Origin of the sequence: Chitinophaga sp. XS-30 (assembly GCF_008086345.1) — a bacterium.
GTDB lineage: Bacteria > Bacteroidota > Bacteroidia > Chitinophagales > Chitinophagaceae > Chitinophaga.
Window position 1 is genome coordinate 5526965 of sequence record NZ_CP043006.1, and the last position, 14452, is coordinate 5541416.

At 51.8% G+C, this 14452-nt stretch carries 9 protein-coding genes; 2 read left to right on the forward strand and 7 right to left on the reverse strand.

Going from position 1 to position 14452, the window contains the following annotated elements; genetic code table 11:
- Nucleotides 1-71 precede the first annotated feature (71 nt).
- The 6 genes from rpoC to rplK all read right to left on the reverse strand — a co-directional run bounded on the left by rpoC (nucleotide 72) and on the right by rplK (nucleotide 10784).
- Nucleotides 72-4367 (reverse strand): DNA-directed RNA polymerase subunit beta', encoded by a 4296-nt coding sequence (gene rpoC / locus FW415_RS22095; RefSeq protein ID WP_148389297.1) that lies wholly within the window; start codon nucleotides 4365-4367, stop codon nucleotides 72-74.
- Nucleotides 4368-4527: 160 nt separating this feature from the next.
- Complete coding sequence (gene rpoB / locus FW415_RS22100; RefSeq protein ID WP_148389298.1) at nucleotides 4528-8337, reverse strand: DNA-directed RNA polymerase subunit beta; 3810 nt, start codon at nucleotides 8335-8337, stop codon at nucleotides 4528-4530.
- 217 nt (nucleotides 8338-8554) lie between these two features.
- Complete coding sequence (rplL, locus tag FW415_RS22105) at nucleotides 8555-8929, reverse strand: 50S ribosomal protein L7/L12 (RefSeq protein WP_148389299.1); 375 nt, start codon at nucleotides 8927-8929, stop codon at nucleotides 8555-8557.
- 97 nt (nucleotides 8930-9026) lie between these two features.
- The gene (gene rplJ / locus FW415_RS22110; RefSeq protein WP_148389300.1) at nucleotides 9027-9557 is read right to left on the reverse strand and encodes a 50S ribosomal protein L10; all 531 of its coding nucleotides are present in this window, start codon (nucleotides 9555-9557) and stop codon (nucleotides 9027-9029) included.
- 47 nt (nucleotides 9558-9604) lie between these two features.
- A complete protein-coding gene (rplA, locus tag FW415_RS22115) occupies nucleotides 9605-10294 on the reverse strand; it encodes a 50S ribosomal protein L1 (protein WP_148389301.1) in 690 nt (229 codons plus the stop codon).
- A 46-nt stretch (nucleotides 10295-10340) separates the two neighbouring features.
- The gene (rplK, locus tag FW415_RS22120) at nucleotides 10341-10784 is read right to left on the reverse strand and encodes a 50S ribosomal protein L11 (protein WP_146862159.1); all 444 of its coding nucleotides are present in this window, start codon (nucleotides 10782-10784) and stop codon (nucleotides 10341-10343) included.
- A gap of 466 nt (nucleotides 10785-11250) precedes the next feature.
- Between rplK and FW415_RS22125 the strand changes: the two genes are divergently transcribed.
- Complete coding sequence (locus tag FW415_RS22125; RefSeq protein WP_210420773.1) at nucleotides 11251-12408, forward strand: lactonase family protein; 1158 nt, start codon at nucleotides 11251-11253, stop codon at nucleotides 12406-12408.
- Here the strand turns inward: FW415_RS22125 and FW415_RS22130 are convergent.
- Nucleotides 12375-13694 (reverse strand): peptidoglycan DD-metalloendopeptidase family protein, encoded by a 1320-nt coding sequence (locus FW415_RS22130; RefSeq protein WP_148389302.1) that lies wholly within the window; start codon nucleotides 13692-13694, stop codon nucleotides 12375-12377. The genes FW415_RS22125 and FW415_RS22130 overlap by 34 nt on opposite strands.
- Before the next feature lie 130 nt (nucleotides 13695-13824).
- On the opposite strand from FW415_RS22130, the gene FW415_RS22135 reads away from it, so the two are divergent.
- The gene (locus FW415_RS22135; protein WP_148389303.1) at nucleotides 13825-14388 is read left to right on the forward strand and encodes a DUF1579 domain-containing protein; all 564 of its coding nucleotides are present in this window, start codon (nucleotides 13825-13827) and stop codon (nucleotides 14386-14388) included.
- Nucleotides 14389-14452 lie beyond the last annotated feature (64 nt).

The following is a 14452-nucleotide window of genomic DNA, read 5'->3' on the forward strand; positions in this document are numbered from 1 at the left end:
AAGGGCTTGCAAAAAGTAAAAGGGGAACACCGCAGCGTTCCCCCTTCTCTATCATTACTGGTTTGATACTACTATTCTTCTTCATCGAACTGGAACACCTCTTTGGAAGATGCCAGGATATCGTATTCTTCTTTGGAACCAACGATCATGTTTTCGAACTCTCTGAGACCAGTACCGGCCGGGATCAGGTGACCTGTGATCACGTTCTCTTTCAGGCCGAGCATGTCATCTGTTTTACCGTTGATGGCTGCAGAAGACAGTACTTTGGTGGTTTCCTGGAAGGATGCGGCGGAGATCCAGCTGTGCGTACCCAGTGATGCTTTGGTGATACCGAGCAACAGCGGGCTGGAGGTGGCAGGATTGGCATCGCGGTATTCCACGAGCTTCTTGTCCGACCGGCGCAGCAGGGAATTCTCTTCACGCACCTGGCGGAGGGTCACGATCTGACCTGCTTTCAGGTTGGCGGATTCTCCTTCTTCAGTGACTACCTTCTTGTCGAAAATATTATCGTTCTCTTCGAAGAATTCAAACTTGTCCGTGGTATCGCCTTCGAGGAAGCGGGTATCTCCCGGATCTTCGATGGTTACCTTGCGCATCATCTGGCGTACGATCACTTCGATGTGTTTGTCGTTGATCTTCACACCCTGGAGGCGGTACACTTCCTGTATCTCGTTCACCAGGTATTCCTGTACGGCGAACGGACCTTTAATGGAGAGGATATCTGCCGGGGTGATGGAACCGTCGGACAATGCAGTACCTGCTTTCACAAAGTCGCCGTCCTGTACCAGGATGTGGCGGGTCAGCGGAACGAGGTACTTCTTGATCTGGCTCTCGCGGCTTTCGATGATGATCTCGCGGTTACCACGTTTGATGTTGCCAAAGGCTACCACACCATCGATCTCGGATACGATCGCGGGGTTGCTCGGGTTACGGGCTTCAAACAGCTCGGTAACACGGGGCAGACCACCGGTGATGTCACGCAGCTTGCCGATCACGCGGGGGATCTTCACGATCACCTGTCCCGCTTTCACGGTTTCGCCTTCTTCAATCACGATGTGCGAGCCAACCGGAAGGTTGTATGATTTGCTTTCCTTGTTCCCGTCGAGGATAAGGGAAGGTATCTTGTTCTTGTCTTTTGTTTCGATAACCACTTTCTCGCGGTGACCGGTCTGCTCGTCAGCTTCTTCGCGGTAGGTGATACCTTCCACGATGCTGTCGAACCGGATCTTGCCGGCGATCTCTGAAACGATAACGGCGTTGAACGGATCCCATGTGCAGATCACATCGCCTTTGGTCACCTTCTGTCCGTCTTTCACGTTCAGCGTAGAACCATAAGGTACGTTGTTGGTGATCAGCAGGCGGTCGTTCTTCACATCCATGATCCTGAGCTCACCGGTACGGCCGATAACCACCTGTACTTTCTCGCCTTCGTTATTTTCGTAAGTCGTGGTACGGAGACCGTCGAACTGAACGGTACCGTCGAACTTGGCGTTGAGGGTAGACTCTACGGAAGCAGAGCCGGCCACACCACCTACGTGGAAGGTACGGAGTGTCAGCTGTGTACCCGGTTCACCGATGGACTGCGCTGCGATGATACCTACGGCATCACCCCGCTGTGCAGTGTACCCGGTAGCCAGGTTCTTGCCGTAACACCTTACGCAAACGCCTCTGCGGCTTTCGCAGGTGAGTACGGAACGGATCTCTACGGTTTCTATCGTGCTGTCTTCGATATGTTTCGCAATTTCTTCCGTGATCTGCTGACCGGCTGCAACGATCAGCTCTTCGGAGAGCGGATCGAATACATCGTGCAGGGAAGTACGGCCCAGGATACGGTCGTACAGCGGTTCTACCACTTCCTCGTTGTCTTTCAGCGCTGAAGTTGCAATACCGCGGAGTGTGCCGCAATCCTCTTCTGTGATCACTACATCCTGCGCCACGTCAACGAGACGACGGGTCAGGTAACCCGCATCCGCCGTTTTCAGTGCCGTATCCGCAAGACCCTTACGGGCACCGTGCGTAGAGATGAAGTATTCCAGTACGTTCAGACCGTCCTTGAAGTTGGAAAGGATGGGGTTCTCGATGATCTCGGAACCGGAGGAACCGCTTTTACGCGGTTTCGCCATCAAACCTCTCAGACCGGCCAGCTGTTTGATCTGCTGTTTGGAACCACGGGCGCCGGAGTCCAGCATCATGTACACGGAGTTGAAGCCCTGCTTGTCGGTAGCCAGTTCACGGATCAGTGTTTCCGTTACTTTGGTATCCACACGGCTCCAGATGTCGATGATCTGGTTATAGCGCTCGTTGTTGGTGATCAGACCCATGTTGTAGTTATCCCACACTTCATCTACCTCACCGGAAGCACCGTCGATCATGAGTTGCTTCGCATCGGGGATGATCAGGTCATTGATATTGAAGGACAGACCGCCGCGGAAGGCTGTACGGAAACCAAGGGTCTTGATATCGTCCAGGAACTTCGCTGTTTTCGGAATGTCTGTAGCTTTAATAATGTCTCCGATGATCTCCCGCAGTGATTTCTTGGTCAGCAGCGCGTTTACAAAACCTGCTTCCCTGGGAACGAACTGGTTGAAGATCACACGGCCTACCGTTGTTTCGATCAGCTTGCGTTCCAGTGTACCGTCAGCCTTGCGCAGATCTGCTTTTACGCGGATTTGCGCGTGCAGGTCCACACGGCCTTCATTATGCGCGATGATCACTTCTTCTGCGGAGTAGAAGGCTTTGCCCTCTCCTTTCACAATTTCCGTCTCGGTAGATTTTTTACCCTTGGAGATGTAGTAAAGACCGAGTACCATGTCCTGTGAAGGCAGGGTGATCGGCGTACCGTTCTGCGGGTTGAGGATGTTGTGGGAAGACAGCATCAGCAGCTGGGCTTCCAGGATCGCGGCGTTGCTCAAAGGCACGTGTACCGCCATCTGGTCACCGTCAAAGTCCGCGTTGAACGCAGAGCACACGAGCGGGTGCAGCTGTATCGCCTTACCTTCTATCAGCCTCGGCTGGAAGGCCTGGATGGACAGACGGTGGAGGGTCGGCGCACGGTTGAGCATTACCGGGTGGCCTTTCAGCACATTCTCCAGGATATCCCAAACCACGGCTTCTTTTCTATCTACGAGCTTTTTAGCTGATTTAACTGTTTTTACAATGCCTCTTTCGATGAGCTTGCGGATGATGAACGGTTTGAACAGTTCCGCAGCCATGTCTTTAGGCAGACCGCATTCATGCAGCTTCAGTTCGGGGCCTACCACGATCACGGAACGGCCGGAGTAGTCCACACGTTTACCGAGGAGGTTCTGACGGAAACGGCCCTGCTTGCCTTTCAGCACATCCGAGAGGGATTTGAGGGCGCGGCCGCCTTCTGCTTTCACGGCATTGGACTTCCTGGAGTTGTCGAACAGGGAATCCACCGCTTCCTGCAACATACGTTTCTCATTTCGCAGGATCACCTCAGGTGCCTTGATCTCGATCAGGCGTTTGAGACGATTGTTACGGATGATCACCCGGCGGTACAGGTCGTTCAGATCGGAAGATGCAAAACGGCCGCCGTCCAAAGGCACAAGCGGACGTAATTCCGGCGGTACCACGGGGATATATTGCATCACCATCCATTCGGGACGGTTATCCACACGGCCGTTGGCTTCGCGGAACGCTTCCACAACACTAAGGCGTTTCAGCGCCTCGGCTTTACGTTGCTGGGATGTTTCTGTGGCAGCCTGGTTACGGAGCTGGTAAGAAAGACCGTCAAGGTCGATACGTGCCAGCATCATCTCTACTGCTTCAGCGCCCATTTTAGCGATGAACTTGTTGGGATCTTCATCCGGCAACAGCTGATTGTCTTTCGGAAGCGTGTCCAGGATATCCAGATACTCTTCTTCTGTCAGCAGATCACCGTAATTCAGCCCCTTTTCCTGTTTCACGCCGCTCTGGATGATCACGTATCTTTCATAATACACGATCGTTTCCAGTTTCTTGGACGACATGCCAAGCAGGTAACCGATCTTATTGGGTAATGATTTGAAATACCAAATATGTACAACAGGCACTACCAGACGAATATGCCCCATTCTTTCACGACGCACTTTCTTCTCGGTCACTTCAACACCACAACGGTCGCACACAATGCCTTTATAACGGATACGCTTGTATTTTCCGCAGTAACATTCGTAGTCCTTAACGGGACCGAATATCCTTTCGCAGAACAAACCATCACGTTCCGGCTTGTAAGTACGGTAGTTGATGGTTTCGGGTTTCAGCACCTCTCCATAAGAACGCTCCAGGATGGTATCCGGAGAAGCGAGACTGATGGTGATGCTGCTAAAATTTGATTTGGGACGATTTTCTTTCTTGATGGCCATTGTATGTTTTTTAAAGAAAACTCACTGTCATAGAAGTGAAGTCCTGCGATTCCCGGGGGCAGCGCCCGAACATTCACTTTAATTTGCTGAATCCTGCATGCTTCAACAGCACTATAAAAAGCAGTACCCGGTCAGCAACACGGGTACTGCATAATTATGTTTAATCGAATTTCAGGTCCAGACCAAGACCGCGAAGCTCATGGATCAATACATTGAAGGATTCAGGCACACCGGCTTTCGGGATGTTGTCTCCTTTCACGATGGATTCGTATGCTTTTGCACGGCCGACGATGTCATCGGACTTGATGGTCAGCAGTTCCTGCAGGATGTTGGATGCACCGTATGCTTCGAGTGCCCATACCTCCATCTCACCAAAACGCTGGCCACCGAACTGGGCTTTACCACCCAGCGGCTGTTGCGTGATGAGAGAGTATGGTCCGATAGAACGGGCGTGCATCTTGTCATCCACCATGTGGCTGAGTTTCAGCATGTAGATGATCCCTACCGTTGCTTTCTGGTGGAAACGTTCACCGGTTTCACCATCGCTCAGGTAAGTGTGGCCGAAGCTTGGCAGCTTGGCTTCATCGATATATGCTGCGATCTCTTCGGTGCTGGCACCATCGAAGATCGGTGTGGCAAATCTTACACCCAGTTTCTGGCCGGCCCAACCGAGCACGGTTTCGTAGATCTGTCCGAGGTTCATACGGGAAGGTACGCCCAGCGGGTTCAGTACGATATCTACCGGTGTTCCGTCTTCCAGGAACGGCATGTCCTCGTCACGTACGATCTTGGCAACAATACCCTTGTTACCGTGACGGCCTGCCATCTTGTCCCCTACTTTCAGCTTACGTTTGCTGGCCAGGTACACTTTCGCCAGTTTCAGCACGCCTGCGGGCAGTTCGTCCCCGATGGAGATATTGAACTTCTCGCGTTTGTAGCGGCCCAGCTCCTCGTTGTACTTGATATTGTAGTTGTGGAGCAGGGTATTGATCTGGTCGTTGGTATCCTGGTCGGTCGTCCAGCCCAGCGGGTTCACATTCTGGAAGTCCACATTCGCCAGGTTCTTGTTGGAGAACTTGGAGCCTTTGGAGATCAGCACTTCACCGTAAGTGTTGGTAATGCCGGCGGAGGTTTTGTCCTTCAGCAATGTCAACAGCTTGCTCATCAGCACTTCCATCAGGTCTTCCTCATTCTTCTGGTGTATTTTTTCCAGTTTTTCCAGGGCCGCTTTTTCGCGGGTCTTGGAATTCTTGTCTTTCTTCGCACGGGAGAACAGCTTCTTGTCGATCACCACACCTTCGGTAGAGGGGGGGGCTTTCAGGGAAGCGTCTTTCGCATCGGAGGCTTTATCCCCGAAGATCGCTCTGAGGAGCTTTTCTTCCGGAGAAGGATCGGATTCACCGCGGGGGGTGATCTTGCCGATCAGGATATCGCCTTCCTTGATATGTGCGCCGATACGGATGATACCGTTCTGATCCAGGTCCTTCGTGGCTTCTTCGCTCACGTTGGGGATATCCGGGGTCAGTTCTTCCTCACCCAGTTTGGTATCGCGTACTTCAAGTTCGTATTCATCAATATGAATGGAGGTGAACCAGTCTTCCTTGGCTACACGTTCGGAGATCACGATGGCATCCTCGAAGTTGTAACCTTTCCAGGGCATGAACGCCACTTTCAGGTTGCGGCCCAGTGCCAGTTCCCCGGCGCGGGTAGCATAACCTTCGGTGAGGAAGTCCCCGTCTACTACCCTTTGCCCTTTCTTCACGGCGGGGCGCAGGTTGATACAGGTGCTCTGGTTGGTCTTGACGAATTTGGTCAGCTGGTAGATCACCAGGTCATCCTCGAAGCTCACCAGTTTCTGCATTTCATCACGCTCGTAGCGGACGTGGATCTCGTTTGCATCAACAAACTCCACCACACCTTTTCCGTTTGCGGTGATCTGCAGGCGGGAGTCCCGTGCAGCCTTTCCTTCCAGACCGGTACCTACGATCGGCACCTGCGGTGCGATCAGGGGAACGGCCTGACGTTGCATGTTCGATCCCATCAACGCACGGTTGGCGTCATCATGCTCCAGGAAGGGGATCAGGGAGGCGCTCAGACCCACGATCTGGTTCGGGGCTACGTCCATATACTCCACCTCTCCCGGTTCCAGGATGGGGAAATCACCGGTTTCGCGGGATTTCACTTTATCGTTCACAAACTGTCCTTTATCATCCAAAGGAGCGTTTGCCTGTGCGATCTTTACAGAATCTTCTTCTTCGGCGCTCAGGTATTCGATCTTGTTCATATCCACTTTACCGTCTTTTACTTTGCGGTAAGGTGTTTCAATGAAGCCCATCTCATTCACCATGGCGTGAACGCACAGGGTGGAGATCAGACCGATGTTCGGTCCTTCCGGGGTTTCGATCGTACAGAGACGGCCGTAGTGGGAATAGTGTACGTCACGTACCTCAAAGCCTGCCCTTTCACGGCTCAGGCCACCGGGCCCGAGTGCGGAGATCCTGCGTTTGTGCGTGATCTCGGACAGCGGGTTGGTCTGGTCAAGGAACTGTGACAACTGCGAGGTACCAAAGAAGGAGTTGATCACGGAAGAGAGGGTCCTCGCATTGATCAGGTCTACCGGTGTGAATACCTCGTTATCCCTTACGTTCATTCTTTCACGGATGGTACGGGCCATACGTGCGAGGCCTACGCCGAACTGGGCGTAGAGCTGCTCTCCTACGGTACGTACACGACGGTTGGACAGGTGGTCGATATCGTCGATCTCCGCTTTACCGTTGGTCAGTTGTACCAGGTATTTGATGATCGAGATAATGTCCGCCTTGGTCAGCACCTTCATATCCAGCGGAGTAGGCAGACCGAGCTTACGGTTGATCTTGTAGCGGCCCACGTCCCCGAGGTCGTAACGCTTGTCGGAGAAGAACAGTTTATCGATGATGCCCCTTGCTGTTTCATCATCCGGCGCATCGGCACCGCGCAACTGGCGGTAGATATGCTGAACGGCTTCCAGCTCGGAGTTGGAGGTGTCTTTGTTGAGGGTGTTATAGATGATGGCAAAGTCGCCGCTCACCTCTTCTTTCTGTACAAATACGGATTTCACGCCCATATCGGTGATCATCTCGATGTTCGCTTCGTCCAGGATGCTGTCGCGCTCCAGTACGATCTCGTTCCTTTCGATGCTCACTACCTCACCGGTATCCTCATCCACGAAATCTTCCACCCAGCTGCGTAAAACGCGGGCGGCCAGCTTTTTGCCGGCGTATTTGTCCAGGGACTTCTTGTCTGCTTTCACTTCGTCAGCCATGCCAAACAGTTCCAGGATGTCCTTGTCCGTTTCGTAGCCGATGGCACGTAACAGGGTGGTAACCGGGAACTTCTTCTTACGGTCGATGTAGGCGTACATCACGTTGTTGATGTCCGTCGCAAACTCCATCCAGGCGCCTTTGAACGGGATCACCCTTGCGGAGTAGATCTTGGTGCCGTTGGGATGGACAGATTGACCAAAGAACACACCAGGCGAACGGTGGAGCTGTGAAACAACTACACGTTCAGCGCCGTTGATAACGAAGGTACCTCTGGGGGTCATATAAGGGATGTTTCCGAGGAATACATCCTGTACAATGGTCTGGAAATCTACGTGCTCCTCATCGTTACAGCTCAGGCGGAGTTTTGCCTTGAGCGGCACGGAGTACGTAAGCCCCCGCTCAATACACTCTTCGATGGTATAACGCGGAGGGTCTACGAAATAATCCAGGAATTCCAGATTAAAGATGTTACGGGTATCCGTAATCGGGAAGTTCTCCTTGAATACTTTAAAAAGGCCTTCGTTGTTTCGCTTGTCTGGTGTGGTTTCTAATTGGAAGAAATCCTTGAAAGATTGGATTTGGATAGCCAACAGATCCGGTGTCTCAGCAACTTGTTTGATCTTTCCAAAATTTACTCTTTCGTTAGTTTGGGCTTTTTTTAGAGACATATTCGAAGTTAGCAGTTAATATGACTTGTAAGAATAGGGGAAATTAAGGATTCTTTGCCAAAATACATCCAATTTATTGTGTTCCAGTCTCAAAGCCAACTCACTTTCCAGTGATTTCCCCATTTATTGACCTTTAAAAAAGACACGTTCCCAAAGGGCTAAGGTCAAAAGTGAAATTTCACTTTTGACCTTAAAAAGATGTATCGTAAACAAAGAATTACTGAATCTCTATTTCAGCACCAGCTTCAGTGAGCTTAGCTTTCAGATCTTCTGCCTCTGCCTTGCTTACGCCTTCTTTAATGGCTTTCGGCGCACCGTCAACCAGTTCTTTGGCTTCTTTCAGACCGAGACCGGTAAGGTCTTTCACTATTTTCACTACGTTCAGTTTGCTGGCGCCTGCAGCTTTCAGAATTACGTTAAATGCAGTTTTTTCCTCAGCAGCAGCGGCACCACCACCACCGTCAGCAGCTACAACAACTGCAGCAGCAGCAGGTTCGATACCGTATTCATTTTTCAGTACGTCTGCGAGTTCCTGAACTTCTTTAACTGTAAGACCTACTAATTGTTCAGCCAATGCTTTTACGTCTGCCATTGTATGATATTTTTGTAATGTGTTTTAAAAATTGTGTGTTTATGTTGTGACTTGGAAGCCTGTTTTGTGTTCCGGACAATATCCGGAATAAAGATGATTACTCGGCTGCAGGAGCTTCTGCAACTTCGCCACCTTCTTTGTTCGCCTTTTCCAGTAAAGCAGCAATAACGCGTTTTGCGGGAGATTGCAGCAGACCGATAACTTCGCCGATAAGCTCGTTCTTGGTCTTGATCTTCACCAGGTTAGCCAGCTGGTTATCGCCCAGGTACACTTCATCAGCAACAAATGCCGCCTTCAGTACGGGTTTTTCCAGTTTTGCATTTTCCTTGCGGAAAGTTGAGATGATCAATGCAGGCTCTTTCGGGCTGTCAGAGAACATCAGGGCCGTTACACCATTGAGGGCTTCGTACACGCCTGCATATTTCTCGTTGTCCAGGCTTTCAAGCGCCTTTTTGATGAGGGTGTTCTTGGCCACCTTCATTTCCACATTCTTGTCGAAACACACCCTTCTGAGGTGGTTCACCTGCGCTACCGACAGAGACTCTGTATTGGTGATGTAGAAGTTGCTGTATTGAGAGAACTTGCCTTTCAGCAGTTCAATTACCTCATTTTTTTGCTCTTTGTTCATTGCTTTTTGTTTGGCATTGATAACTTGTAATCCTACAGGCCTATCAATTAGTTTTGAACAGATTTAGTGTCAATTACAATGCCCGGGCTCATTGTGCTGGCCATAGACAAACCTCTCAGGTAAATACCTTTTGCGGTAGAAGGTTTCAGCTTGATGATCGCGTTGATCAGTTCCTGTGAATTCTGTTCGATCTTTTCAGGAGCGAAAGAAATACGGCCGATAGACGCATGGATGATACCAGCTTTATCTACTTTAAAGGTGATCTTGCCGCCTTTTACCTCATTCACCGCTGCTGCTACATCATTGGTAACAGTACCGGTCTTCGGGTTAGGCATCAGGTTACGGGGACCAAGGATCTTGCCCAGTTTACCGATCTTCGGCATTACGGCCGGTGTAGCGATGATCACATCGATATCCGTCCAGCCGCTTTCGATCTTCTGGATAAATTCATCCAGCCCTACATGGTCAGCACCGGCTTCTTTCGCAGCGGCCTCTTTATCGGGCGTGCAAAGCACCAGCACTTTCTTGGTCTTGCCGGTTCCGTGGGGAAGCGTTACAGATCCACGGATAGCCTGGTCAGCCTTCTTGGGATCAACGCCCAAGCGGATATGTAAATCGACGGAAGAGTCGAATTTAGTGCAGTTAATGTCTTTAACGAGGGTGGAAGCCTCTTTCAGGCTGTAAGATTTGTTTTTGTCCACCTTAACGTCAGCCACCTTTCTATTCTTAGTTGCCATTTGTGAAATGATTTAAAAGTTAACCTGCTTGCACAGGGTGAACAAATTAGTTTTCCCAGGGAGCTTTACCATCTACGGTAATACCCATGCTGCGGGCGGTTCCGGCAACCATTCTCATGGCGCTTTCTACCGTAAAGCAGTTCAGGTCGGGCATTTTGTCTTTTGCAATAGCCTCAACCTGTTCCCAGGTAACTTTACCCACCTTGTTGCGGTTAGGTTCTTTAGAACCACCTTGCACTTTGGCTGCTTCCAGCAACTGTACGGGAGCCGGAGGCGTTTTAATTACAAAGTCAAAGGATTTGTCAGTGTAAACGGTCAGCAAAACAGGCAATACCTTACCCATCTTGTCCTGGGTACGGGCATTGAACTGTTTGCAGAACTCCATGATGTTCACACCTTTGGAACCCAAAGCGGGACCAATCGGAGGTGCAGGGTTGGCTTGGCCGCCTTTCACCTGCAATTTCACGTACGTTGCGATCTCTTTTGCCATGATGTCTGTTTTAATTTGGTGAAACGTTCCCTCCCGTATGACCGGGAAAAAACTCCCAAAACTCAAAAGTCTTTAAAAGACCCTTTAAGGGGGATGCAAAGGTAGGTAAATAATAAATTAATAGCAAAAAATGTTTGGAGTTCGGCATTTTTTTTGCTATTATCCGTGGATTCTGAACAAAAATAATGGATAACGGATTAAAAAAGAATTGATTGTATGAAATCCCGGATCAAACTGACAGCTGTTTTCTACCGCGCCCCTCTCCGATAAATCAGCCGGCCGCAAATTTACGGAATAATCCGGTTCCCGCAACGGCAACACTGCGTCCGTTGATTATGAAACTCAGCCCCTTACGGGCATTAACACTTCCGCAACATTCCCCCATTTTGAAAAACCCCGCAGATGTAGTACTTTTTACATTGCCTAATCCTACATACTTATGCGTAATACTCTTATCCTCCTAAGCATGATGGCAACCGCTCTCCCTGACAGCCTTACAGCGCAACAACCTGCTGATTCCCTCGTCACTTACCTGCTTACCGGCACTTATACGGACACCGGCAGTGAAGGCATCTATGTCTACAGATTCGATCCCGCCACCGGCGAACTCGTTCACATCAGCACCGCTTCCGGGCTGGAGAACCCATCATTCCTGGTGGTTGCGCCGGATCGCAAACATGTATATGCGGTGAGCGAATCCGGCGAGAACGGCAGAGCCTATGCCTTCAGTTTTGATCCGGCTACCGGCCTGCTGTCCCTCCTCAATGAACAGCCTTCCGGAGGGGCAGGGCCCTGCTATATCAATATCGACAGCGCCTCCAAAAACGTACTCGTGGGCAATTATGGCGGCGGCAGCCTGTCCGTGCTGCCTGTAAAGGAAGATGGCAGCCTCGCCGCTCCGGTGCAGACCATACAGCATACCGGCTCCAGCATCGTGGAGTCCCGCCAGCAGGAGCCGCACATTCATGCCGCGGTCTTCTCTCCTGACGGCTGTCAGCTGTTTGTAACGGATCTGGGGATCGACAAGATCGTAGTATATAATTACAACTATGAGAATGCGTTCCAGCCGCTCATGCCCGGCACCCCTCCTGCTGTGGGCATACGCCCCGGAGGGGGCCCGCGCCATTTCGTCTTCCATCCCAACGGCCAGTATGCCTACGTGGTACATGAGATCAGCGGGCATATCACCTGTTTCGATTACGCTACGGGCAAACTCGTTCCTTTCCAGCTGGTAGCTTCCACTCCGGCCTCCTATAAAGGCAACAACGCCAGCGGGGCGGATATCCATATTTCGCCGGACGGCAAATTCCTCTATATGAGCAACCGTGGCGATCTGAATAACCTTGCCATCTTCCGGATCGATGCCCGTAGCGGGAAACTGAGCCTGGTCGGCCATCAGTCCACCAAAGGGAAATCCCCGCGAAACTTCATGATCGACCCCTCGGGCAGTTATCTGCTGGTAGCGAACCAGGACAGCAACAATATCGTGGTCTTCAAACGGAATAAGACCACGGGCCGGCTTACAGCCACGGGCCACGAGGTCAGCGTACCCAAACCGGTTTGCCTGAAGATGGTGGAGTGGGAACCGGATCACCGGATCCAGCCTTCTTCCCCGCCGTTGTAACGTACAAGGTAGTAGTCATCATACGCTCCCAGCACCGCCACTGTTTCCCCGGCAGATAATATGGCCTTCCGGGCGGACAGGGTGTCCGGTATTTCCCACAGCGGTGATGCTGCAGTCAGCCTCCGGTTGCGCACCGGCTTGTCCAGTTCCGTTACCGCCGTGCTGCTGATATAGCCGGTTTGCCTGTCCGGCAGCTGTACCCTCAACCAGTTCCCTGTGGCGGCTTCTACCCTTAAAGGCGTGTATCTGGACAAGGAAATGGACGTTGTATCTGTTTTTGGGGCAGGGTATATCCCCGCTTTTGCGGACAGGATGCGCACGGTCTTCCCGGCAAGGCCTTCCGGGGCCCTGATAGCCGGAGGGTCCTTTATCACAGGGTTCACAAAAGCCAGCGGGTCTACCGCCCCGCCCTGCATATAAATACCGAAGTGCAGATGCGGGGGCGTAGTCCGGGCATTCCCGGTATTGCCCATCAGGCCCAGCGTATCCCCGGCCTTTACCCGCTGCCCCTGTTGTACCAGTTGTTCATCAAGATGCGCATAATAGAGGACAAATGATTTCCCCGCCGGGCGCAACCAAACGGTTTTCCCGCCCAGGTTGCTTTCTCCGACATTGGTCACGGTTCCATCGGCTGCGGCCACCACCGGCGTGCGGAACTTCGCAAAAAGGTCGATCCCCTCATGCCTGCGCGCACCCGCATCGCGCGAAGCGCCCCAATAACTCTGGATATGATTCTTCCCCGGCGCACGGATCGGGTAGGCCAGTGACGGGCCCGTGCGGATGCTGAGCGTATATTCCCCGCTTTCCAGCAACTCCGGCTGAATGCGCAGCAACAGGGAATGATTGCCATCGGCCTCGTATTCAAGGCTGCGGGAAGAGGTATCTGCAGCAGCCAGCAGCTTCAGTTCACTCGTATTGCCATCCACCCGCCAGAGGTCCATATAAATGGTGAAACCGGCCGAAGGCACGGTTTCCAGGCTTATCTGCAGTTTCTCCCCTCTTCTGGCCGGAAAACGCAGGCCGACAGCTCCGGGACGGTCGGCGGCGAAATAGCCGTTCTCACTGTAGGGCGCCGTCACCACGGAGGGCTGGCTCAGGCTTCGGCTGGCGGCCTCCAGCCAGTGACGGCCCAGGGTGGTCCCGTCCAGCCCCGCTGCGCTGAGCCGCGCCGTGTATGCCTCGTGCGGTGTGCGCTTTCCGAAAACGCCGGAAACGGGCGTTTTACAGCCGGCGAGGAAACCTAGCAGCAGCCATACCGCTCCTGTCTGAAAAAGTAGCTGTCTCATACCCAACGGTCATCAAAATATGCGCCACAGCCGCCTGCCGCGACCAAACGCAGGAAATTAGATGTCGCACCGCACAAAAAGCGGCAAAATCATCTATTCCGTAACTTCGTTCCCTCAAAATCACCCCATTATGAAACATACATTGTTCTTTTTGATCTCCATTCTTTGCTCATCCACCGCTGTATTGGCGCAGGACGAGGCGGCGGAAAAAGCCTGGATGGATTACATGACACCCGGCTCCATGCATAAAATGCTGGCTTTGGGCGACGGGGAATGGAAATCTGAAATGAAGTTCTGGATGGCGCCCGGCGCTCCACCCAGCACTCAATCCGGCACCTGTACCAACAAAATGATCCTCGGCGGCCGCTATCAGGAATCCCGGCATGTCAGCAGCTTTGCGGGACAGCCTTTTGAGGGCATCAGCACACTCGGTTATGATAACGCGAAGAAGGTGTTCCAGAGCACCTGGGTGGACAATATGGGTTCCGGTATCATGTTCCTGGAAGGGAAATGGGATGATGCCACCCGGTCCATTACCTTCACCGGCAAAACAACCGATCCGGTTTCCGGCAAGGAACAACTGGTCAGGGAGGTGTTTAAATGGGTAGATGATAATACCCAGTTCATGGAAATGTATATGATGACGGATGGAACAGAATTCAAATCCATGGAGATGACACTCACCCGCAAATAACCGTTCAACCTGACAAAAAAAGCCGCAAACATTACTGCTTGCGGCTTTTTCCAGTTATATGCAC

What these genes read in the sequence shown, in the direction of transcription:
- rpoB (WP_148389298.1), bottom strand. Translation starts at nt 8,337, where the DNA reads ATGTCTCTAAAAAAAGCCCAAACTAACGAAAGAGTAAATTTTGGAAAG.
- rplL (WP_148389299.1), bottom strand. Translation starts at nt 8,929, where the DNA reads ATGGCAGACGTAAAAGCATTGGCTGAACAATTAGTAGGTCTTACAGTT.
- FW415_RS22135 (WP_148389303.1), top strand. Translation starts at nt 13,825, where the DNA reads ATGAAACATACATTGTTCTTTTTGATCTCCATTCTTTGCTCATCCACC.
- rplJ (WP_148389300.1), bottom strand. Translation starts at nt 9,557, where the DNA reads ATGAACAAAGAGCAAAAAAATGAGGTAATTGAACTGCTGAAAGGCAAG.
- FW415_RS22125 (WP_210420773.1), top strand. Translation starts at nt 11,251, where the DNA reads ATGATGGCAACCGCTCTCCCTGACAGCCTTACAGCGCAACAACCTGCT.
- rplK (WP_146862159.1), bottom strand. Translation starts at nt 10,784, where the DNA reads ATGGCAAAAGAGATCGCAACGTACGTGAAATTGCAGGTGAAAGGCGGC.
- FW415_RS22130 (WP_148389302.1), bottom strand. Translation starts at nt 13,694, where the DNA reads ATGAGACAGCTACTTTTTCAGACAGGAGCGGTATGGCTGCTGCTAGGT.
- rpoC (WP_148389297.1), bottom strand. Translation starts at nt 4,367, where the DNA reads ATGGCCATCAAGAAAGAAAATCGTCCCAAATCAAATTTTAGCAGCATC.
- rplA (WP_148389301.1), bottom strand. Translation starts at nt 10,294, where the DNA reads ATGGCAACTAAGAATAGAAAGGTGGCTGACGTTAAGGTGGACAAAAAC.